Genomic DNA, 22,052 nt, shown 5'->3' with positions numbered 1-22,052 from the left:
ACGTCAAACTGAATGGTGATGAATCATGTCTCAAAGTCCGATTGATCCGCACAAGCGCCATTACGCGCACTGCCTGCCGTTCGGCGCGCAACTGCGCGGCGCGGACAGCCCGCAGCCGCGCACGCGCTTTCGCTTCTGGGCGCCGTCGTGCAGGGTGGTGACGGTTGAGATCGAAGGTGGCGCGCCGACGGCATCTGTCGCGATGACGCCCACCGGCAACGGCTGGTTCGAAGCGGAAGTCGCGTGCGGCGCGGGCACGCTTTATCGATATCGCCTCGATGACGGGCTGACCGTGCCCGATCCGGCGTCCCGTTTCCAGCCGCAGGATGTGCATGGGCCGAGCGAAGTGATCGATCCGCGCGCGTACACGTGGCAGCACACGAACTGGCATGGCCGGCCGTGGGAAGAAACCGTGCTGTACGAGTTGCACGTCGGCGCGCTAGGCGGCTACAAAGGCGTGACGCAGCGTTTGCCTGCGCTCGTCGAACTCGGTGTGACGGCGATCGAGCTGATGCCGGTCAACGACTTCCCTGGCACACGCAACTGGGGCTACGACGGCGTGTTGCCCTACGCGCCCGACTCCAGCTATGGCCGGCCAGAAGATCTGAAAGCGCTGGTCGACCACGCGCATGGCCTCGGGCTGCAGGTGTTTCTTGACGTGGTGTACAACCATTTCGGTCCGGACGGCAACTATCTGCATCAATACGCGAAGTCGTTCTTTCGCGAAGACACGCATACGCCGTGGGGCCCGGCGATCGATTTCGATCGCATCGAAGTGAACGAATTCTTCTGCGACAACGCGCGCTACTGGATCGACGAATATCGCTTCGACGGCCTGCGTCTCGATGCGGTCCACGCGATCGACAACGATGAATGGCTGCGCGAGCTTTCCGATCACGTCCGCGCGCACGTTCAGCATGGCAGACACGTGCATCTCGTGCTGGAGAACGAGCACAACACGGCTGCACTGCTCGACACGCACTTCGACGCGCAATGGAATGACGATGCACACAACACGCTGCACGTGCTGCTGACCGGCGAACACGAAGGCTACTACCACGCGTTCGCGGACCAGCCGATGCAACGCCTCGCGCGGGTGCTCGGCGAAGGCTTCGGCTATCAGGGCGACCCGTCGCCGATCCACGATAACCGGCCGCGCGGCGAGCCGAGCGGCCATCTGCCGCCCACCTCGTTCGTGATGTTTCTGCAGAACCACGATCAGGTCGGCAACCGCGCGATGGGTGAAAGACTGCGCTCGCTATGTTCGCCCGAAGCGTTGCGTGCGGCCACCGGACTCCTGCTGCTGTCGCCGCAGATTCCGCTGCTCTTCATGGATGAAGAATCCGGCTCCGAACAGCCGTTTTTCTTCTTCACCGACTACACCGGCGATCTCGCGGACACAGTGCGCGAAGGCCGCCGCCGTGAATTCGCACGCTTCTCGGCCTTCAGCGACGAAAAGCGCCGCGCGCAGATTCCCGATCCGAACGATGCACGCACGTTTGCTTCGTCGTCACCGTCGTGGGAAGCGGAGGGCGCCGAACGGCTCGAATGGATGCACTTCTATAAATCGGCCCTGGCCGTTCGCGCGAAACTGGTCACGCCGCGACTCCGGCACACAAAGCCACTGGGCGCACGCGTGCTGCCGGCGCAGACCGGCGGCGACGCGAATGCGCTCATCGCAAGCTGGAAACTCGGCGATGGCGAGCGATTATCCATCGCACTCAATCTTTCGCGCGAAAGCGTGCCGTTCATGGAAATGCCTGCCGGCAAGGTGATTTTCGAAACGCCCGCGCGCGCGCGGGATCGTGTCGTGGCAAAAGAACTGCCGCCGTTCTCGTTCGTCGCGTGGCTGACGGGCGACGTCAGCGGCTACGCCACCGGTCACGACGCACGCAAGGTTGCAGAACCGGAGCCGCACGCGTGAACGCTAACCGACACTCCAGCGAAACACTTGAGAGCCTCGCTGTGCGCGCGGGTTTCGAAGTCCAATGGGGAAACGCGCATGGTGTGATGCAACGCGTACCCGACAGCACGCTCGCTACGCTGCTCGAACGCATGGGATTGCCGTGCAGTAATGCCACGCAACTCCGACAGAGTGCGGCAGCGCTCGACGTCGAAGCGACCGGACGCCGCCTGCCGCCCCTGATGACCGCCGAATGCGAACGCGGCATTGCGTTGCCGGCTGCCGCAGTGAAATCCGGCAGCCGTTACCGCATCGAACTCGAAAGCGGCTCGATTATCGATGGCCGCTTCACAGCGCCAAAAGGGGAAGCCGCGCTGCTTTCGCCGATCAGCGAGGTCGGCTATCACTCGCTCGTCATCAACGAGCAGCGCATGACGCTGGCCGTTGCGCCCAGGCGCTGCTACACCGTCGCTGACGCGTGGCGTGTCATGCATGAGGACACGTCCAGCGTGCCGCCGCTATGGGGCGTAGCCGCGCAGTTGTACGGACTGCGTCGCACGGGCGACGGCGGCATCGGCGATTATTCGGCGCTCACCGCACTTGCGATCGAAAGCGCGAAACGTGGCGCGCACGCGCTCGCAGTCAGCCCCACGCATGCGATGTTCAGCGCCGAGCCGGAACGGTTCAGTCCGTATTCGCCGTCGTCGCGGTTGTGGTTGAACGTGCTGCATATCGATCCTGCCGCTGTGTTCGGCGCGGAAGCCGCGCGTGCGGCAATCGTCAAGGTAGAGGCCGGCGAAACCTGGTCGCAACTCGAAGCGTTGCCGCTGATCGACTGGCCGGCCGCGGCCGTGCTGAAACTCAAGGTATTGCGGACGCTTTTCGAACATTTCTGCGTTCACGAGCGCGCGCAGGACGCGCCACGTGCGCTCGAATTCCACGGCTTCTGCACGCGCGGCGGACGCGCGCTCGAAGATCATGCACGCTTCGAGGCGTTGCAGGCCGCACAACTTGCAGCGCCGGACGGCGACGGTCACTGGCGCAACTGGCCGGAAACCCTGCGCGATCCGCGCAGCGAAGAAGTCGAAGCGTTCGCGCAGGCGCATCGTCACGAAGTCGAGTTTCATCTGTTCCTGCAGTGGCTCGCTGCGAAAGGGCTCTCGCACGCGCAGCATGCGGCGTGCGATGCCGGCATGGCCGTCGGATTGATCGCCGACCTCGCGGTAGGCTGCGACAGCGCCGGCAGTCACGCATGGTCGTATCGCGACGAAATGCTGACAGGCGTATCGGTCGGCGCGCCGCCCGATCTGTTCAATCAGGCAGGCCAGGCGTGGGGGCTCACCACGTTTTCGCCGCGCGCGATGCGCACGCAGGGTTTCGCCGCGTTCATCGACATGCTGCGCGCCGCGTTCGCGCACGCAGGCGGCGTGCGCATCGATCACATTCTCGGCTTGCGGCGTCTGTGGCTCGTGCCAGACGGCGAAAAAGCGGCCAACGGCGCGTATCTGCGCTATCCGCTTGAAGACATGCTGCGTCTGATCGCGCTCGAATCGTGGCGTCACCGCGCGATCGTGATCGGCGAGGATCTCGGCACCGTGCCGCCGGGCTTTCGTGAACGGCTCACGGAGCATGGCCTTGCCGGTATCCGCGTGCTGTGGTTCGAATATGCCGGCTGGGGTCAGGGCTTCAAGGCGCCGCAACATTGGGACCGCGACGCGGTGTCCACCACGACCACGCACGATCTGCCGACGGTCGCCGGCTGGTGGCTGGGCGCGGATATCGACTGGCGCAACCGTATCGGGCAAACTTCCGCCCGCGCCGACGGCCGCGATCCGGTCGCGCTTGCGCACGAAGAACGCGCTAACGATCGCGACGCATTGTGGCGCGCGTTTCAGGCGGCAGGCGTCGCCGCGCGCGATGTGCCCCCGCCGACGCTCAACAACCCGCCCGTCGACGAGGCGCTGGCGTTTGTGTCGGCGACGCCGGCGCCACTCGCGATATTTCCGCTTGAGGACCTGCTCGCGCTCGCGGACCAGCCCAACCTGCCCGGCTCAATCGACGAGCATCCGAACTGGCGTCGCCGCCTCGCGCTGCCGGTCGACGAGCTCTTCAGGGACGCGACATTCTGCGACCGTCTGCTCGCGGTCGATGCCGCGCGCGCGGCATCCGCTCCCGCTTCTTCTCCCGCTTCTTCACCGTCTGACACGCCATGACTGTTCCACGCTCCACGCTCAGACTGCAGTTCCATCGCGACTTTACGTTCGACGATGCGCTCGCGCACGTCGAATACTTCGCCGCGCTCGGCATCAGCCATCTGTACGCTTCACCGGTCACGACTGCCGTGCCGGGTTCGATGCACGGTTACGACACGATCGACTACACCGAGGTCAACGCCGAACTCGGCGGCGAAGCGGGCCTGAAACGTCTTGTCGAAAAGCTGCGCGCGCATGGCATGGGGCTCATCGTCGACATCGTGGCGAATCACATGGGTGTAGGCGGCCCGGGCAACGCATGGTGGCAGGACATCCTCGAATGGGGGCGGCATAGCACGTACGCGCGGTACTTCGACGTCGACTGGCATTCGCCTGACCCTGCGTTGCGCGGCAAGGTGCTGCTGCCTTGCCTCGGCGCATCGTATGGCGACGAGCTTGCGTCTGGTCACATCGCGTTGCGCTTTTCCGCGGATACGGGCTGCTTTTTTATCGCGTATCACGACCACGTGTTCCCGGTCTGCCCGATCGAATACGCGAGCATCCTGAAGGCTGTGGATCGCGCCGATCTGGTCGCGCTCGCGGACCGCTTCAACGGACTCACCACGCAGCCCGCCGACCAGCCACGCGCCGCCGAAGGCATCAATGCGCTACGTGAGTTCGTCGCGCAGAACGGTCTGCCGGCGATCGAACTCGCGCTGGAAACATTCAATCCGGCCGATCCGGTGACACGAGAGCGGCTGCATCGCCTGCTCGAACGACAGCATTATCGTCTCGCGTGGTGGCGCACCGCCGCCGACGAAGTCAACTGGCGGCGCTTTTTCGACATCAGCACGCTCGCGGGTGTGCGCGTCGAACGCCCCGAAGTATTCGACGCAGTGCATGCGCTGATTTTCCGGCTGTACGCGGAAGGCGTCATTGACGGCGTGCGGGTCGATCATGTCGATGGACTGGCTGAGCCACGCGAATACTGTCAGCGGCTGCGTCAGCGTCTCAACGAACTGCGTGAAGGCAATCCGTATTTCGTCGTGGAGAAAATCCTCGCCCGGGGCGAGCCATTGCGCGATGACTGGCCCGTCGACGGCACGACCGGTTACGACTTCATGAACGATGTCGGCGCGTTACTGCATGATCCGGAAGGCGCTGAGCCGCTGGCCGCGACATGGGCCGAACTGACGGGCCGTAGCGCCTCGTTCGCGGACGAGGCGTTGATCGCGCGTCGCAAGATGCTTGCGGAGAATCTTGCGGCCGAACTGGATCGTGCAGCGCGCGCGCTGCATCGCATCGCGCGCGACCAGCTTTCGACACGCGATTTCACCTTTACCGCAATCCGGCGCGCGTTGACCGAACTGGTCGTGCATTTCCCCGTGTATCGCATCTATCCGCAGAACAGCGTGCGCAGCGAAGTCGACACGATATATTTCAATCAGGCATTCGACGCTGCAAGGCGCGCGCTGGCGCGCGGCGATCACGTCGTGCTGGAACGCATCGGCGAATGGCTTGGCGGTGCAAGTTCAGATGAAGGCAGCGGTGGCGCTGCACGTGCACAAACCGTGCAGCAGGGGAGCAACGGCGGTAACGCATCGAGTCATTCGGGATCGTCGCGACGCACTGCGCAGACGGTCTTTTCGCAGCTCACCGCGCCGGTGGCCGCAAAGGCCGTCGAAGACACGGCGTGCTATCGCTACGGGCGTCTGTTGTCGCGCAATGAAGTCGGCGCAGATCCGGGCGAATTCGCGCTGACCGTCGAGCAGTTTCACGCGAGCAATCTCGAACGCGCGCGGCGCTTTCCACACGCGATGCTGGCCACCGCGACGCACGATCATAAACGTGGCGAAGATGTGCGCGCGCGGCTTGCCGTGCTGAGCGAAATTCCTCAGGAATGGGGCGCTACGTTGCGTGGCTGGTCGACATTGAACGCGCCGCATCGTCGTGAATTGAAAGGCAACAGCGACGTTACCGGCGCCCCGGCTGCGCATACGTGGGCGCCAGGCCCCGACGCAGAAGCGATGCTGTATCAGACACTGGTTGGCTGCTGGCCGACTGAACTCGCGCCCGGTGATGAAGCAGGCGTGAAGGCGCTGGCCGAACGCGTCGCGCAATGGCAGCTGAAGGCGCTGCGCGAAGCGAAGCTGCGCACAAACTGGCTCGCGCCCGACGAAGCATACGAAAACGCCTGCCGCGAGTTTCTGTTCGACATTCTCGCGCCGCAACGCCGTGATGGCTTTCTGCGCGAACTGCATGCGTTTGTCGAACGGATCAGTGCGGCGGGTGCGATCAACAGCCTGCAACAGACAGTGCTTCGACTCGCGTCGCCCGGCGTGCCCGATCTGTATCAGGGCACGGAATTGTGGGACTTCAGTCTCGTTGACCCCGACAATCGACGGCCTGTCGATTTCGCGCAGCGGCAAAAATGGCTCGTCGCGACGCCGCCGTCCGAACAACTCGCCAACTGGCGCGACGGTCGCGTGAAGCTGGGTGTCGTGCAGCGGATGCTCGCGTTGCGCGCACATCTGCCTGCGCTGCCGGATCAGGGCGTCTACATGCCGCTGCAGATTCGTGGCAGCCGGGCCGCGCATGTCATCGCGTTCGCGCGCCGCTATGGGAACGCGTATGGCATCGTCATCGCAACGCGTCTTGCCGCAACGTTGCTCGATGCGAGCGCCCGTACACCGCTTGTCGATCCCGAACGATGGGGCGATACGGCCGTCGAGATGCCGGAGGCGCTGGCTTCGCGCGCGCTGTTCGACTGGTTGAGTCCAGGCGCGCCGAAGGTCGATGAATCGGGTCTGCTTTACCTGCGCGATGCGCTGGTGGCGATGCCAGTTGCGATGCTTGTGGAAGAAGGCGTGCCATCGGTGTAACCCTGGTTTCCTCAGGTACACTTGGACAGCTTCCTAAACCCGACCTCCCGTGATCGCTTCGACGGGATTTTCACACGGAGACAGACATGCGCACGAGTGCCCGCAATCATTTTTCTGGTCAGGTCACGAGCGTCAAGGCCGGCGCCGTCAACGACGAAATCTCGCTGCGCACGCAGGATGGCCTCGATATCGTCGCCGTCATCACGCATGGCAGCGCCGCAGCGCTGGGTCTGGCGGCTGGCAAACCGGCCTTTGCACTGGTGAAGGCTTCATCGGTGCTCGTGGTGGTCGACGTCGACGGCAGCAAGGTGTCGGCGCGCAACTTCGTCGCCGGCACGGTGTCTTCCGTGAACAAGGGCGCGGTCAACGCCGAGGTCATCATTGCGGCGGCAGGTGGCGCCCAGATTGCGGCGATCATCACCAACGATAGCGTCGACCGGCTCGGCCTCGCCAGCGGCAAGGCTGCGGCGGCGATATTCAAGGCGTCGAGCGTGATTGTCGGCGTGGATCAGTAATCGCCTCTTTTCGTTCACGTCGGCCGCCGCAGGGGTGGTCGACGTCGCGTTTCACCTGAGCGGAAACGTGCGCACGTAGCGCGTCCCGCCCGACGCCGCGCGATCGACGACATACGCGCAAAGATCAGAATATGCCCGCGGATATGATGCATATCGTGCAATCTCACGTGCCTCCGTACACGATCGCAGCGTAATATACGTAGAGATATAGCGACGGCAAGCCGGATCGGCCGACGGAGGAAACGAGGATGGGCACGGCAGATACAGCGGCGGCATTTGCGGCGAACACAACCGAAGGCACGATTTCGCTGACCGGCGACGTATTGCGTCCAATGTCGCTATCGGTGGAAGAACTGAAGGCACGCGCGAGCGTGCTCGCCGATCCATTCGACCTGCGGTGCTTCACGACGAACCGTTTTATTCGAACGGTCGATCGTTATCGCGGTGTGCTGCTGAGAAAGCTGATCAACCTGGCGGGCCTGCGCTGCGATTCGCCGGGCGACTTCAAGCGGATGGTATTCATCGCGAGCGCCCACGACGGATATGCGGTCACGTTTTCGTGGCACGAACTGTTCAATACGCCGGTAGGTGAACACGTGCTGGTGGCATACGAATGTGGTGGCAAGCCGCTGGATGCGGATCATGGCGCGCCGGTGCTTTTTTCAGGAGCGGACATTCTGCCCGCGCCGCGTCACGTGAAGCGGCTCGCGCGTATCGAAACGCGGGTGCTCAGGCCTTAGGCGCGCTGTGTCGCTATCATGACCGACCACTTGCCTCAGGAAGACCTGCCATCGCCAAACACGGCGGCTGGCGCGTCAAGCCTCGACGAGGCTTGTGCCGCACGGGTAAATGAATGGGTGGCTGCATCAGACGAATCACGCACTGCGGACGGACGATTGTTTGCCCGATTGATTGCGGCGCGTGACTTACGCGGCGAAATGGCGCTGCTTGGCATCGCAGAGCGCGAACTACATCGACTCTTCAAGCGGCATTTCACAAGCGGCGCTACACCGCCGCGGATTCCCGCGTTGCCGGCTACGTTGCCCTCTCCCGCACACCAATATTTCGTCGACATGCTCACCGCGTTGCTGCTCAAGCACGCTAGCCAGTCGGTGAATGAAGACGACGCGCGTTGCCTCGCGGCCATCATCGCGCATGCCTGCCTGAGGCCGGATCATCTGTGGCGTGACCTCGGGCTAGGCGGTCGCGACGACGTGACATCGATGCTTGAGCGGTTCTTCCCGACGCTTGTCACTCGCAATACGACGAACCTGCGATGGAAGAAGTTTCTCGCACTTGAACTCGCGCTTGCGACAGGAACAGAACCCGGCCCGGCACCAGGTTGCCCCGGCTGCGAAGATTTCGGCTACTGTTTTCCACGCGTCATTTGACGCCCCGTCATGCGCGAACGCGCATTGCCATCGTGTATGCTTTCGCGCATGGCTAAACCCGCAAATGAAATGAAGACTCCGGCAAAAGCCCGGCCCGAGGTGCGCTTTCGAATGCGCATCCAGCAGGCGGGCACGATCGCGCTCGGCCCCGGCAAGGTATCGCTGCTCGAAGCCGTGCAGGAGCACGGCTCGATTTCGGCGGCCGCGCGCAGCCTCAACATGTCGTATCGGCGCGCGTGGCTGCTGATGGACGAACTGAACCGCTCGCTCAAATCACCCGCGACGGTTTCAGAGCACGGCGGCCAGAGCGGCGGCGGCAGCGTTTTGACACCCGTCGGCGAGGAAATCATCCGCCTGTATCGCGACATCGAAGCGCAGGCGGCCGCCGCCTGTTCCGGACAGATCGCCGCGCTGACGAAGCTCGTCAAGCGCTGACCTGCTGCACGTCAAAACTCGTTAGCGATTCAGCCGTGCCGCAGGCAGAATCGCGACGCGCGCGGTGTAGCCGCAGTTCCTGAAGACGCCGCATGGATGCGCGTCACCAGTTCGACAAAGCTCGCTATGCTGGCGGTGCGCAATGGGTAATACGTCACCTGATGCCGCTCGCACACGCGCTTGAGCGTGTTCATCGAATCGTGGTCCACACAGTCGACCGGGAATACCACCATGTCAGCGCGCGGCAACGCGGCCGCGAGCAGGCCTTTGCGGTCTTCCACGCCGCCGTCGTGCAACGTCAGTTCTCCGCCAGCCGACTCAACGATACGCCTGAGCGCCGCGTTCGATCCCGGACGTCCACCCACGTACACGATCCGTTTTCCATTTAGCGCGTCGAGCAGCGCCTGGTGCGCGTCGGGTTCGTCGGCGGAAAGTTGTATCGTTCGCTCCATTGCGCTCGCTTCGGCCTGCACGACGTCGAGCAGTGCGAGCGTCTCGTCGAGACTTCCACGGAGCGCCTGTGCGTGCTCCTGTTCCTTCGCCGCGCGTTGCTCGGCCGCTTCACGCCGGCTCGTATGAAGCGCGAGACGCGCGTCGCGCGCAGCAAGCGCGTCGCGCAGCGTCGATACTTCGGCTTGCAGACCGGCCTGGTCCGGTTCTTTCCGTCGCTCGACCTGAGCGGTCAGCTGGGCAATCTGCGACGCGAGATCGCGAATCGACGCGTCCCGCTGGATGCTCATTTCATGCAAACGCTTCTGCTGCCGTTCGACCCGGTCACGAAGCGTCGCGTTTTCCTCTTCCAGCGAGACAAGCCGGCGGATATCCGCGCGGTTCGCCGCGCCCACCAGATGCGAGAGCATGTGAAGCTCGCCGAACGCCACCTGCCGCACGTGTAGTGAGGCTTGTGGATGCGTCATCAGTGCCCAGTACGCGGGCGGAATATCGCCGCTCCTAAGCGCTTCACCCCACATCGCAAGCACGGCTTCCTCGTCGCGCGCCTTGTCGAAGCGACGTATCGCGCCAGCGTAGCGCTCATCCAGCGCCTTGTGCAGCGCCTTGCCGCCTGCACCGCCTTCGATGGCCAGCTCGACCGCCGCGTGGTGAATCTCGAGGTCACTTGCGCGCTGCCGGTCGAGATCGACAAATTTCGGCACCAGCTTGCGTAGTTCGTGCGTCGTCAGGCAGGTGCCAATGACCGAGCAATGCAGATGCGAATCAAGTTCGGCAAGACGCGTGCGGCGCCCTGGGCGGGTGAGTTGCGATCTGCCTGGCTGACAGCAGACGTCGCCCGGCCGCGGATAGCTTCCAGCGTCTTCACCGGGCTGGCTGATGCCCGGTGCGCGAGCGAGGCGAAACGGAGGAGCGTGCATGATGACCTCGAATCCTGTTCGGGTTCCACGGCGGTTTTCACGCGATCGATAACGCGTCTCCACCGTGCGACTTCATGGCATCGAAATATACTACCGAATATAACGACTCAAAATTGTCTGCCTTGCGCAATAGAGGCGTGCATCGGCGGTGGTTTACGTTTGCGAAACGCGATCAGGAAGACGCGCTGGAAAATGCTGTTTCAGCACATGGTCGACGCAGAGACCAACAAATGTCGCGTCGAGCCGTTCGAACTCGTTGATGACCTTGTGCATCGCCTCGGCATTCAGGCTCAGCGAAGCCGAGAAAATGACGTCGCGACGCTGTCCTGCCAATCGCGCATCCCTGATCGCGGTTCTCAGTTCGCGAAGGCGATCGAATCCCGCCCCTTCGGCCTGTCGCGAAAGGATCGAGAGCAGTTCGAGCAACGCGAGCGCATCGGCCCCGGCGGCAAGTTGCGCATCGCCTTCTTCAGCGAACATGCGGACAAAACGCAGCACGCTGTTCTGCAACCGCCGGAAAGCATCCACGACGTCCCGGATCAACTCGGCACGTTCGAGGTCCGATGCCGGCTTTTGCGCCGTGATAGTCGACGAAATATCGCCCGACGGCTGGCCGGGATGGATCGATCGTTCAAAAACCGCGTGCCGGCTGCGGACCAATCTCCACCTCCACTTGATGTTCGCCTTTCGCCGCCCTGAGCAAATCCGGTTCGACAGGCACACCGTTGTATTCTAACGGATATAACGAATAACGGTAAATTCCCTCAGCACGCTGGCTGTCGCTGGACAGGCATCGTGGTTGCAGGCACCCTGTGGCCCGACGATGCACTTTCTGCAGCCTGACAGACACGGCGTGCCGAATTTTCCAGGGACACACGGGGAGATCATAAAAATGAACCATGCCAACGTAGCACTGATCGAGCGCTTCTATCAGGCGTTCCAGCGACGGGACGCAGAAGCGATGAGCGCCTGCTACGCCGAAGACATCACATTCAGCGACCCTGTATTTGGCGAGCTGCACGGCAGCGAGGCCGGAGACATGTGGCGCATGCTCACCGAACGGGCGCAGGACTTTGCCATTTCCTTCAGCGAGGTCGAAGCCACCGACCTCGACGGAAGCGCAAACTGGGTGGCGCGTTACGTATTTACGCAAAGCGGCCGGCCGGTGGTCAATCACGTCCGGTCGCGCTTCCGCTTTCGCGACGGGAAGATTGTCGAGCAGCGCGACACGTTCGATCTGTGGGGATGGACGCGGCAGGCGCTGGGAATCAAGGGTACGCTGCTGGGGTGGACGCCCCTTATCCAGGGCGCGATACGCAAACAGGCACGACGCGGACTCGCAATCTGGCGCGCCCGTTCCGCGCGCGGCTGACCGTTCGAATCGCGCTGCAGGCCAGGGCAGCCCGGCGCCCTGCTGCCCGCGAACCACTTAACCGACCTTCGCCACGGAGGACATATGCCACGCAGCGTTCATCAACCGGACCGGCTGGTTCGTCTTGCCATCGGCTGCACAGCGCTCACGGCCTGTTGCATCGCGATAGCACAGACAGCCGAGCCACCCGCGCTTCAACCCGCCGACGCGCAGCATGTGGTTGCGTCGCTCAGCGCATCCGGTGTGCAGATCTACGTGTGCAAGCCCGATCAGAACAATCATCTGGCGTGGACTTTCAAGGCGCCGCAGGCTGACCTGTACGACGGATCCGGAAAGCTGGTGGTAAAGCACTATGCGGGCCCGAGCTGGGAAGCACCGGATGGCAGCAGGATCACCGGTAAGGTGCTGCAGCAGGCGCCGAATACGCAACAGCCAGGCAGCATTCCGCTGCTGCTGTTGCAGGCGACCAATGCAGGCGGCCCAGGCCAGCTCGCCTCGGTGCGCTATGTCCAGCGCTGGAACACGCGTGGCGGCGTCGCGCCGCTTCATCCCTGTACGCAGGAAGGTCAGGAAGGTCGCAGCCCCTATCTCGCCGACTACGTCTTTCTGGACTAGCAGCAGCGCTGAAGAAGGCACTACAGCCCCGGAGCATCAAGACATCGCCCCGGGGCACGCCATCACCTGCAATCAAACCAGCAACGCGACATTCAGCTTGCCGCGATGACCGGTGCGACAGCCGCCGGATCGCTGATGCTCGGCCGGCCGTTTTCCACGTGTCCCGCAAGACGTCGAATGAAGACATCGTCGTCATTGCTTGTGACAGTCAGGTCGTACCAATGATGGCTCGCCGCGAGAATCCACGGCTCCTCGATCTGGCCGCCCGGCGGAACGATGACGGGACGCGGATGCGCGCCATAAGCGTTATCGACCACCGAGAGCCGCGCAAACCCGTCACCATGATTCGTGAAGCGCAGGAACACGTTACCGTTCGCGACGTCGTAGTGCGTCTTGACCTCGATCTGCGCGGACCTGTTATGCCGGTTGTTGCCCTGCGTCTGATCCTGCGCCTGCGCCGCGGCGTTGCCCGCAAACTGGCGTACGAAACCGTTCGGCCCATACACCGTGAACGCGTACACGCCAGCTGTCGATGTGAGATCGAACGTTTCCTCTAACGACTTGCCTGCTTCGACGGTATAACGCCACGGGCCATCGGTGCGGTTCGTCGAATACACGTAGAAGTGCGCGCCCTGATCGCCGGTGTTGCCGAACTCAAGCACAAGACTGTTCTGTTTCCCCTCGACGTGCCCGTTCACATGAAGCTCGTAAGGCAGCGCGCGGGCAAAACGGATCCCCGATTCCTGCGCATCGATCGGGCCCGGCGTAGCCGGCACCGAAGGCGGCGGCTGCGTTGCACACTGGTTGTCGGCGATGCTTTTGTAGTTGCTTGTGTCAGGCAGCGGCGGCATCTTTGCATCGGGCGTGCGGAAATCGAACGCCGCCGTCAGATCGCCACACACCGCGCGACGCCACGGCGTGATATTCGGCTCATGCACGTCAAAGCGCGCTTCGATGAAGCGGATCACCGACGTGTGATCGAATACCTGCGAGCACACGAAACCGCCCTTGCTCCACGGCGACACGATTGTCATCGGCACGCGTGGGCCGAGGCCGTACGGCAGGTTGTCGGCCGTATAGCTGCCGCCGCGGCCCGGATTCACAACGTTATGAATCTCGCCGTCGGTCGTCACCGTCGAAAGCCCCTGCACGCGTGAAGTCGCCGGCTGCGGTGGCACGAGGTGATCGAAGAAACCGTCGTTCTCGTCGTACATGATGAAGAGAACAGTCTTGCTCCAGACTTCGGGGTTTGCCGTCAGTGCATCGAGAATCTGCGACGTGTATTCAGCGCCGTAAGCCGGCGTGTATTTCGGATGCTCGGAAAACGCAGCCGGCGGGCACAGCCACGACACCTGCGGCAGTTTGTTCGCGAGCACGTCGGCCTTCAGATCGTCGAGCGTGCGCACGGCATTCGCGCGCTGCTGCAACGACGAGCCCTGCGGCGCGTTGATCACGTTCGCGAAGTTCTGCAGGACGTTCGTGCCATAGTTGCCGTTCAGCGGATCAGCGCCCGTCAGGCCCTGCTGATAGATCTGCCACGAAATGCCCGCGGCTTCCAGGCGTTCCGGATAGGTCGTCCACGACAGCAGCTGATAGTTCGGCGGCCCGTCGCCATCGACGTAATCGTTGTTGTCGAGAAGCGGCCCGCCCATCGTGCCGGTCGGGTCAACGGTGCCCGTCATCAGATAGGACCGGTTCGGGTGCGTCGGGCCGGGCAGCGAGCAGAAGTACGCGTCGCACACGGTGAATGCGTCGGCGAGTGCGTAGTGAAACGGTATATCGCTGCGCAGGTGATAGCCCATCGTCATGTCGGTCTTGGTGGCCGGCCACTGGTCGTAGCGGCCGCCGTCGATCGCGGCGTGGGTCTTGTACCACGAGTGATCGAGGTCACCGACACACTGAGCGCTCGTCGTCTGCGTGTTCAGGTGAAACGGCAGCACGGGCTTTGCCGGATCGGCCTTCGACGGTTGATACCACACCGGCTTGCCACCCGGCAGCGGGATCGGGAAGCGGTCGTTATAGCCGCGCACGCCGCGCATATGGCCGAAGTAGTGGTCGAACGAACGGTTCTCCTGCATGAACACGACGATGTGTTCCACATCGCGGATCGTGCCGGTGCGCGATGCCGCCGGTACGGCAAGCGCGTTTCTGATCGATTCGGGTAACGCAGTCATCGCGGCGGCCGCGCCAGCGGACGTCGCGACGGTTTGCAGGAAACGGCGACGGCTATTCGAAGTCATTGTTGATCACCTTCGTCTTGGGGGTAAAGGGGGACGGTGTTCAAGGCGCGCGCGTTCAGCCACAACGTGGCGCGGCTAGTTGCTGCTGTCGCCCGGTGCGTAGCGCAGCACGGGCGCAACCTGACGGTTGTCGGCGGCGAGGCTCGCCTGCACGTCGGCGACCGCGCCGTCTGACGCTGCGTCGGGTAAGGCGGCGAATGATGCGGACGCGCCTTCTGCAACGGCGCCGCCGGCGTTCTTCAACTGCGGCGATGCCGACGAAGAATCGCGCGACCCAGCGCCCTGCGCGTCGCGTTGTGTGTCGCTTTGCGCATTGCCTGGAGAGCCCGCATCGCCCGCACCACAAGCGCTGAGCGTGGTAACCGCGATCATTAGAAGCGAGGCCGTCAGCGTGGATAAGGCGGTATGAGCAGTCATCTGGACATCCCTGTCTCGAACGGGTTCGGCAACGACCACTTCGGGCAATCGAAGGTCATTCGCTATCGGGAATGAAGTGTCCAGTTAGTTGAAGAAAAAATTGTGAAACGTTTGCGAGCCGCATAAGAATGTGTGCTGCGTTTGCACATCGAAAGATTAAAGAAAGGAAAAGCAGATGAATCCGGCTTGCGGCACACTGCATACACGCGCGCACTCAAGCCGATAAAATCGGACACTGCCCGGATCGATGCGCCTGCTGCAACACATGACTTCGATGAACAACGATGATTCGTGAACCGATGACCCGCATCGACAGACCCATCGATACCGCAAGCCTCGAAGACGAATGGCTCGAAGCCGACGCGCTCGGTGGTTTCGCATCGGGCACGGTCGGCACAATGCGTACGCGCCGTTATCACGCGCTGCTGTTGAGTGCATCGGCGCGGGGGCGCGTCGTGCTCGTCAACGGCATCGAAGCGTGGCTCGAAGGCAATGGCCAGCGCTTTCCGTTGACGATGCAGCGCTATGCGCCTGACCTCGTTTATCCCGACATCACCGCGAGCATCCTGGGCTTCGACACCGAGCCATGGCCCACATGGCGTTTCCAGATCGATGTGGGCACCGTGTTGAGCGTCGAGATATTCGTTGCAAAAGCAACCAGCGAAACCGTGCTTCGCTGGCGGTTGCAACAAAGCAGTCAGGCGTCAGGCAATCTCATCCTGAAGGTACGGCCGTTGATATCCGGCCGCGACTATCACGCGCTGCATCACGAGAATGGCGCGTTCAACTTCAGCGCGCAGCAGGATCAATCGCGGGTCAGCTGGCAGCCGTATGGCGATTTGCCGTCGATTCACGCGTCGACGAACGGCACGTATACACACGCGCCCGACTGGTATCGCAACTTCTGCTACGTGCGCGAGCGGGAACGCGGGCTCGATTTCACCGAAGACCTCGCCACGCCCGGCGTGTTCTCCTTCGATCTCGCCAGCGGCGAAGCGCTCATGGTCCTTGGCGCCGGGACACAAACCACAGAAGCCTTAACGAACCTCTCACAACGCACGAGCGAACTCGCCGACCTCGAACAGCAACGCCGCGCCGCGTTCGGCTCACGTCTGCAACGCTCAGCCGATGCCTACGTGGTATCGCGCAACGAAGGCCGTACGATCATCGCCGGCTTTCCGTGGTTCACCGACTGGGGACGCGATACGTTCATCGCAATGCGCGGTCTTCTCATCACATCGGGCCGCCTCGCGGAAGCCGAATCGATCCTGCTTGAATGGACCAGCACACTTTCCGAAGGCATGCTGCCCAACCGCTTCCCCGACTACGGCAACGCGCCGGAATACAACTCCGTCGATGCGTCGCTGTGGTTCGCCATTGCCGTACACGACTATCTCGCGACCGGTCACGCGAGCGCTGCGACGCGCACCCGTCTTCAGCAAACGGTCGATGCAATCCTCACCGGCTACTCGCAAGGCACGCGCTTCGGCATCGCAGCGGATACCGACGGCCTGCTGCGCGCAGGCGTACCCGGCATGCAACTAACATGGATGGACGCCAAACCCGGCGACTGGGTCGTGACGCCGCGTATCGGCAAACCGGTGGAAATCGAGGCGCTGTGGATCAACGCGTTGCGCATTGCGTCAACATGGAATACGCAATGGGAGGACCTGGCATCGCGCGCGTCGGAATCGTTCAACGCGCGCTTCATCGATGCGTCGACGGGCGCGCTGTTCGATGTCGTCGACGTTGATCATATCGCGGGCACTGTCGACCGCTCGCTACGACCGAACCAGATTTTTGCGGTCGGCGGCCTGCCTTTTGCGCTGCTCGAAGGTGCGCCCGCGCGTGCGATCGTCGAGCAGGTGCAAACGCATCTGCTGACGCCCATCGGTCTGCGCACACTCGCGCCCTCTGATCAGGCATATCGCGGCCACTATGCCGGCGGTCCGCTTCAGCGCGACGGCGCGTATCACCAGGGTACCGTGTGGCCGTGGCTGCTCGGCCCGTTTGTCGAAGCATGGCTGCGCGTGCACGGCATGAATGGCGTGAGCCGTGCGGAAGCCCATGCGGGCTTCCTTGCGCCGCTCCACGCCCATCTCGATCACGCGGGTCTCGATCACGTCTCCGAAGTCGCCGACGGCGACGCGCCGCACACGCCCGGCGGCACGCCGTTCCAGGCGTGGTCGCTAGGCGAACTGCTGCGGCTGGAGCAGTTGCTTGCACGCGTGTGACCGGACGTAGCCAAACCGCGCTACGATGTGCGTCTGACCGCCTGGGCCAAAGCTAAAGGACAACGCTATGTCACCGCTGCGCGCCGTCAATGTACTCGACACCGTCGAAGGCCGCCGCCTGCACTCCGGCGAATGCGCCCACTGGCAACGCTGGGGCCCGTATCTCAGCGAACGGCAATGGGGCACCGTGCGCGAGGATTACAGCGAGAACGGCGCCGCCTGGGACTATTTTCCGCACGACCATGCGCGCAGCCGGGCCTACCGCTGGGGCGAAGACGGCATTGCCGGGTTCGGCGACGACACGCTCAGCTGGTGCGTCTCGCTCGCGCTCTGGAATGGCCACGACGCGATCCTCAAGGAACGTCTCTTCGGCCTGACGAATGAGCAGGGCAATCATGGCGAGGACGTGAAGGAACTGTACTTCTACGTCGACGGCACGCCGACGCATTCGTACATGCGCATGCTCTACAAGTATCCGCATGCCGCGTATCCCTACGACGACCTGATTCAGGAAAACGCGCGACGCGGCGCCGACGTGCCCGAATACGAAATCCTCGATACCGGTGTGTTCGACGACAACTACTACTTCGACATCGACGTCGAATACGCGAAGCACGCCGCCGATGACATCGTCATGCGCGTGACCATCGAGAACCGCGCGGAAAGAGCGGCATCGCTCGACGTGCTGCCGCAGATCTGGGCGCGCAACAAGTGGTCGTGGAAGGGTCTGAAAGACAAACCGTCGCTCGCCAGAAGCCCCGATTCGCACAGCACGCCGCATCTGGTCGGCCGCCTGCAGGGACACGACCCGCTCGTCGTCACCGCGTGGGTTCAGCCCTCGAAAGGTACGACGATTACGCCCGACGTGAACTGGCTCTTCTGCGAGAACGAGACGAACGTCAAGCGGCTCTTCAACATCGATGGCACGGGACCGTTCAAGGATGGCTTTAACGATTGCCTCGTGCACGGCGACGCCGATGCAGTGCGTCATGACGCTGGCACGAAGGCCGGCGCGCATGTGCATCTCGACCTCGAAGCCCACGGACGCGCGATCGTGTTCATGCGCTGGCGTCACGAGTCGGGGCCGGACGCCGTGCCACTCGATGTCGACGCACTCTTTGCGAAACGCATCGCCGAAGCCAACGAATTTTATGCGGCCCTGCAGCACGAAATGGACGACCCCGATGCTCGCCTTGTGCAGCGCCAGGCGCTCGCCGGCATGCTGTGGTCAAAGCAGTATTACCAGTTCGACATCCAGCGCTGGATGGACGGCGATCAGGCGCAGCCCGCGCCCGCCGCGCGCCGCAAACACGGACGCAACGCGGACTGGCGTCATCTGTGCAACGCAGACATCGTGTCGATGCCCGACAAGTGGGAATATCCGTGGTACGCATCGTGGGATCTCGCGTTTCATGCGGCGGCCTTCGCGCTGATCGACCCCGCGTTCGCGAAGCGGCAGTTGCTGCTGCTCGTGAAGGATCGCTATCAGCACCCGAACGGCCAGTTGCCCGCCTACGAATGGGCATTCAGCGACGCGAATCCACCTGTGCATGCGTGGGCGGCGTGGCGTGTCTACGAAATCGACCGTGCAATCACCGGTAAAGCCGATCGCGATTTCCTCGAACTGGTCTTCCACAAGCTGCTGCTTAATTTCTCGTGGTGGGTGAACCGCAAGGACGCCGACGGTCACAACATCTTCCAGGGTGGCTTCCTCGGGCTCGACAACGTCGGCATCTTTGACCGTTCGTCGCCGCTGCCGACCGGCGGCCGTGTCGATCAGGCCGATGGCACCGCGTGGATGGCCGCGTACGCGCTCGACCTGATGCGCATCGCGCTCGAACTCGCTTACGCGAATCACGTATTCGTCGACATCGGCGTGAAGTTTTTCGAGCACTTCCTGTATATCGCCGAAGCCGTCAGTTGCGAAGATGGTTGCGACACCGGCCTGTGGGATTCGCAGGACCAGTTCTTCTACGACAAACTGCGACTGCCCGACGGCACGATGGTGCCGATGCGCATCCGCTCGATCGTCGGCCTGATTCCGCTCTTTGCCGTGCATGTGCTGGAACAGCGTCTGCACGGCGACCTGCCTGGCCTGCGCGACCGGCTCGTGTGGTTCCTCGAACATCGGCCCGATCTGGCGCGGCTCGTGTCGCGCTGGAACGAACCAGGCAAGGGCAACAGCCTGCTGCTTTCGCTGTTGCGCGGACACCGGATGAAAGCGCTGCTGCGGCGCGTGCTCGACGAAACCGAATTTCTCTCCGATCACGGCGTGCGCGCCTTGTCGCGCGTGCATTGCGACCATCCGTTCGTGTACGAGCACAACGGCAAGAGCTTCTGCATCAAGTATCTGCCGGCAGAATCGGATTCGCGCGTGTTCGGCGGCAACTCGAACTGGCGCGGACCGGTCTGGATGCCGGTCAACTATCTGCTGATCGAATCGCTTTACGAATTCCATCGCTATTACGGCGACGATTTTCGCGTCGAGTATCCGACGGGCTCCGGCCAGTGCTTCTCGCTGAACGAAGTCGCGGATGAACTTGCGCGGCGCATCACTACACTGTTTCTGAAGAACCGCGATGGGCTGCGTCCCGTCATGGCGGCATATCCGTTGCTGGAGGCCGATCCGCGTTCAAGCGACCTCGTGCTGTTCCATGAGTATTTTCACGGCGACAACGGGCGCGGCGTCGGCGCATCGCATCAAACAGGCTGGAGCGGGCTCGTGGCGTTGCTCCTGCAACCGCGCGAGATGGGGCCTTCGGGTAACGTTCCGGTCGCGGGAGAAGTCGAGGAAGAACTCGTCACGAAGTAGTTCGCCACGTCCGATGCACGGCTTAACGGAATGAACCTCATGTCGAACGAAACGAATGCAACGCCGTCTGCGATGTCCGCTGCACATACCCGTGTCAGCGCCAGGGTGGGCTCCGGGCCGGCGGCGACGGCGCCCTCGCCCGCGGGGAAGCATCCCGCGCCGCCGTGCACGCTTGTGATTTTCGGCGCGGGCGGCGACCTCACGAAACGTCTGCTGATGCCGGCGCTTTACAACCTGTCGGTGGATGGTCTGCTCGATCAGGGCATGAAGATCATCGGCGTGAATCACGGCGAGCGCGAGACTTCAGCGTGGCGCAACGATCTGAAGCAATCCCTGCAACAGTTCGCCGCCGACAAGGCCAGCACCTTCCACACCGCACAGCTCGATGAAAAAGCGTGGAACTGGGTCGAGCAACGGCTGCAATACATGGCCGGCGAATTCGAAGCCGACGATGCGTTCGCGAACCTCAAGCAATCAATCGATGCCGCGCCGGGCAGCAACGCGATCTTCTACCTCGCGGTGACCTCGCGCTTCTTCAAACCGATCGTCGGGCATCTTGGCCGCGCAGGCCTGCTGAAGGAAGAGGAAGGCGGCGGCTTTCGACGCCTCGTCATCGAGAAGCCCTTCGGCACCGACCTCGCCTCGGCGCGCGATCTCAACGCGCACATCCTGAACTATGCAAAGGAATCGCAGATCTATCGCATCGACCATTTTCTCGGCAAGGACACGGTGCAGAGCATTCTCGCCGTCCGCTTTGCAAACGCGATCTTCGAGCCGGTCTGGCGACGCGAGTACATCGATCACGTGCAGATCACAGCGGCAGAGACCATCGGCGTCGAAGGGCGCGGCAAGTTCTACGAGCAGACCGGCGCGTTTCGCGACATGCTGCCGAATCACCTCTTCCAGCTGCTCGGCATGGTCGCGATGGAACCGCCGAATTCGTTCGACGCCGAAGCCGTGCGCGACAAGAAGGCCGATATCTTCGATGCGATCCAGCCGCTACACGCGAGCGATGTCGTGTTCGGTCAGTATGAAAAAGGGTCCGCCGGACCGGGATATCGCGAAGAACCCGACGTTGCTGCGGATAGTCACACGGAGACCTACGCAGCAGCGCGTGTATTCGTAGAAAACTGGCGCTGGGCTGGCGTGCCGTTTTATCTGCGTACAGGAAAGCGACTGGCCGCGCGTAGTACGGAGATTGCCGTGCAACTGAAAGCGGTGCCCTTTCGCCTCTTTCGCGACACGCCCGTCGATGCGTTGACGCCGAACGTGCTGACGCTGCGCATCGATCCTGCGCATGGCACACGCTTCGACTTCAATGTGAAAGTGCCGGGGCCCGTGATGCAGATCGGCCCAGTGCAGTCGGCGTTCGATTATTCCAGTTTTTTTGCGGAGCGCGCGAACGTCGGCTACGAGACGCTGCTGTACGACTGCATGCTCGGCGACGCAACGCTGTTCCAGCGCGCGGATAGCATCGAGACGAGTTGGGCCGCGGTGGAAGACGTCCTGCATCCGAAGGATGGACAACTGCCCGTGCACGGTTATGCAGCCGGCAGCGAAGGTCCAGCGGAAAGCGATGCCCTGCTCGCGCGTGACGGACGCGCGTGGCGGCCGCTTGCTTCGGGCATTGCGGCGACGGCAACCGGTGAGAAGAAGTAACGCAGCTCACACAAC

General features: G+C 62.8%; 16 protein-coding genes. 13 read left to right on the top strand and 3 right to left on the bottom strand.

Features of this window, described 5'->3' with window-relative positions; genetic code table 11:
* The first annotated feature begins 25 nt into the window (after positions 1-25).
* The 7 genes from treZ to P3T21_RS01310 all read left to right on the top strand — a co-directional run bounded on the left by treZ (position 26) and on the right by P3T21_RS01310 (position 9,318).
* A complete protein-coding gene (gene treZ, locus P3T21_RS01340; protein ID WP_429254128.1) occupies positions 26-1,924 on the top strand; it encodes a malto-oligosyltrehalose trehalohydrolase in 1,899 nt (632 codons plus the stop codon).
* Complete coding sequence (malQ, locus tag P3T21_RS01335; protein ID WP_429254127.1) at positions 1,921-4,116, top strand: 4-alpha-glucanotransferase; 2,196 nt, start codon at positions 1,921-1,923, stop codon at positions 4,114-4,116. Before treZ ends, malQ begins: the two co-directional genes overlap by 4 nt.
* Complete coding sequence (gene treY / locus P3T21_RS01330) at positions 4,113-6,977, top strand: malto-oligosyltrehalose synthase (protein ID WP_429254126.1); 2,865 nt, start codon at positions 4,113-4,115, stop codon at positions 6,975-6,977. The genes malQ and treY overlap by 4 nt, the downstream gene beginning before the upstream one ends.
* Before the next feature lie 86 nt (positions 6,978-7,063).
* The gene (locus tag P3T21_RS01325) at positions 7,064-7,492 is read left to right on the top strand and encodes a TOBE domain-containing protein (RefSeq protein WP_429254125.1); all 429 of its coding nucleotides are present in this window, start codon (positions 7,064-7,066) and stop codon (positions 7,490-7,492) included.
* Between the two features lie 248 nt (positions 7,493-7,740).
* Entirely contained in the window at positions 7,741-8,232 is a 492-nt protein-coding gene (locus P3T21_RS01320) for a molybdopterin-dependent oxidoreductase (RefSeq protein WP_429254124.1), read from the top strand.
* Between the two features lie 156 nt (positions 8,233-8,388).
* On the top strand, positions 8,389-8,883 hold the full coding sequence (locus P3T21_RS01315) for a nitrogen fixation protein NifQ (RefSeq protein WP_429254123.1): 495 nt from the start codon (positions 8,389-8,391) through the stop codon (positions 8,881-8,883).
* Between the two features lie 111 nt (positions 8,884-8,994).
* Entirely contained in the window at positions 8,995-9,318 is a 324-nt protein-coding gene (locus P3T21_RS01310; protein ID WP_429254507.1) for a winged helix-turn-helix domain-containing protein, read from the top strand.
* A 29-nt stretch (positions 9,319-9,347) separates the two neighbouring features.
* Here the strand turns inward: P3T21_RS01310 and P3T21_RS01305 are convergent, their stop codons facing one another.
* Positions 9,348-10,688: a DUF2325 domain-containing protein gene (locus tag P3T21_RS01305; protein ID WP_429254122.1), complete on the bottom strand. Its 1,341-nt coding sequence runs from the start codon at positions 10,686-10,688 to the stop codon at positions 9,348-9,350.
* A 192-nt stretch (positions 10,689-10,880) separates the two neighbouring features.
* Between P3T21_RS01305 and P3T21_RS01300 the strand changes: the two genes are divergently transcribed.
* The 3 genes from P3T21_RS01300 to P3T21_RS01290 all read left to right on the top strand — a co-directional run bounded on the left by P3T21_RS01300 (position 10,881) and on the right by P3T21_RS01290 (position 12,675).
* Positions 10,881-11,387, top strand: coding sequence for a hypothetical protein (locus P3T21_RS01300; RefSeq protein ID WP_429254121.1), 507 nt, complete (start codon positions 10,881-10,883; stop codon positions 11,385-11,387).
* A gap of 193 nt (positions 11,388-11,580) precedes the next feature.
* A complete protein-coding gene (locus P3T21_RS01295; RefSeq protein ID WP_429254120.1) occupies positions 11,581-12,060 on the top strand; it encodes a nuclear transport factor 2 family protein in 480 nt (159 codons plus the stop codon).
* Positions 12,061-12,144: 84 nt separating this feature from the next.
* A complete protein-coding gene (locus P3T21_RS01290) occupies positions 12,145-12,675 on the top strand; it encodes a DUF3455 domain-containing protein (protein ID WP_429254119.1) in 531 nt (176 codons plus the stop codon).
* A 92-nt stretch (positions 12,676-12,767) separates the two neighbouring features.
* Here the strand turns inward: P3T21_RS01290 and P3T21_RS01285 are convergent, their stop codons facing one another.
* Both P3T21_RS01285 and P3T21_RS01280 read right to left on the bottom strand, forming a co-directional pair.
* Positions 12,768-14,915 (bottom strand): phosphocholine-specific phospholipase C, encoded by a 2,148-nt coding sequence (locus P3T21_RS01285; protein ID WP_429254118.1) that lies wholly within the window; start codon positions 14,913-14,915, stop codon positions 12,768-12,770.
* A 75-nt stretch (positions 14,916-14,990) separates the two neighbouring features.
* Complete coding sequence (locus P3T21_RS01280) at positions 14,991-15,332, bottom strand: hypothetical protein (protein ID WP_429254117.1); 342 nt, start codon at positions 15,330-15,332, stop codon at positions 14,991-14,993.
* A gap of 299 nt (positions 15,333-15,631) precedes the next feature.
* Between P3T21_RS01280 and P3T21_RS01275 the strand changes: the two genes are divergently transcribed.
* The 3 genes from P3T21_RS01275 (at position 15,632) to zwf (ending at position 22,037) form a co-directional block, all read left to right on the top strand.
* A complete protein-coding gene (locus P3T21_RS01275; protein WP_429254116.1) occupies positions 15,632-17,566 on the top strand; it encodes an amylo-alpha-1,6-glucosidase in 1,935 nt (644 codons plus the stop codon).
* A 67-nt stretch (positions 17,567-17,633) separates the two neighbouring features.
* A complete protein-coding gene (locus P3T21_RS01270) occupies positions 17,634-20,378 on the top strand; it encodes an MGH1-like glycoside hydrolase domain-containing protein (protein ID WP_429254115.1) in 2,745 nt (914 codons plus the stop codon).
* A 72-nt stretch (positions 20,379-20,450) separates the two neighbouring features.
* Positions 20,451-22,037: a glucose-6-phosphate dehydrogenase gene (gene zwf / locus P3T21_RS01265; protein ID WP_429254506.1), complete on the top strand. Its 1,587-nt coding sequence runs from the start codon at positions 20,451-20,453 to the stop codon at positions 22,035-22,037.
* Positions 22,038-22,052 lie beyond the last annotated feature (15 nt).

Source organism: Paraburkholderia sp. GAS334 (assembly GCF_050436625.1).
GTDB lineage: Bacteria > Pseudomonadota > Gammaproteobacteria > Burkholderiales > Burkholderiaceae > Paraburkholderia.
The sequence above is the reverse complement of the archived record's forward strand: the minus strand, read 5'-3'. Positions and strand labels throughout refer to the sequence as shown.

Excerpts from the sequence above, each read along its gene's own strand:
- treZ (WP_429254128.1), top strand. The coding sequence starts at position 26 with ATGTCTCAAAGTCCGATTGATCCGCACAAGCGCCATTACGCGCACTGC.
- treY (WP_429254126.1), top strand. The coding sequence starts at position 4,113 with ATGACTGTTCCACGCTCCACGCTCAGACTGCAGTTCCATCGCGACTTT.
- P3T21_RS01325 (WP_429254125.1), top strand. The coding sequence starts at position 7,064 with ATGCGCACGAGTGCCCGCAATCATTTTTCTGGTCAGGTCACGAGCGTC.
- P3T21_RS01320 (WP_429254124.1), top strand. The coding sequence starts at position 7,741 with ATGGGCACGGCAGATACAGCGGCGGCATTTGCGGCGAACACAACCGAA.
- P3T21_RS01310 (WP_429254507.1), top strand. The coding sequence starts at position 8,995 with ATGCGCATCCAGCAGGCGGGCACGATCGCGCTCGGCCCCGGCAAGGTA.
- P3T21_RS01305 (WP_429254122.1), bottom strand. The coding sequence starts at position 10,688 with ATGCACGCTCCTCCGTTTCGCCTCGCTCGCGCACCGGGCATCAGCCAG.
- P3T21_RS01300 (WP_429254121.1), top strand. The coding sequence starts at position 10,881 with ATGCTGTTTCAGCACATGGTCGACGCAGAGACCAACAAATGTCGCGTC.
- P3T21_RS01295 (WP_429254120.1), top strand. The coding sequence starts at position 11,581 with ATGAACCATGCCAACGTAGCACTGATCGAGCGCTTCTATCAGGCGTTC.
- P3T21_RS01290 (WP_429254119.1), top strand. The coding sequence starts at position 12,145 with ATGCCACGCAGCGTTCATCAACCGGACCGGCTGGTTCGTCTTGCCATC.
- P3T21_RS01285 (WP_429254118.1), bottom strand. The coding sequence starts at position 14,915 with ATGACTTCGAATAGCCGTCGCCGTTTCCTGCAAACCGTCGCGACGTCC.
- P3T21_RS01280 (WP_429254117.1), bottom strand. The coding sequence starts at position 15,332 with ATGACTGCTCATACCGCCTTATCCACGCTGACGGCCTCGCTTCTAATG.
- P3T21_RS01275 (WP_429254116.1), top strand. The coding sequence starts at position 15,632 with ATGACCCGCATCGACAGACCCATCGATACCGCAAGCCTCGAAGACGAA.
- P3T21_RS01270 (WP_429254115.1), top strand. The coding sequence starts at position 17,634 with ATGTCACCGCTGCGCGCCGTCAATGTACTCGACACCGTCGAAGGCCGC.
- zwf (WP_429254506.1), top strand. The coding sequence starts at position 20,451 with ATGTCCGCTGCACATACCCGTGTCAGCGCCAGGGTGGGCTCCGGGCCG.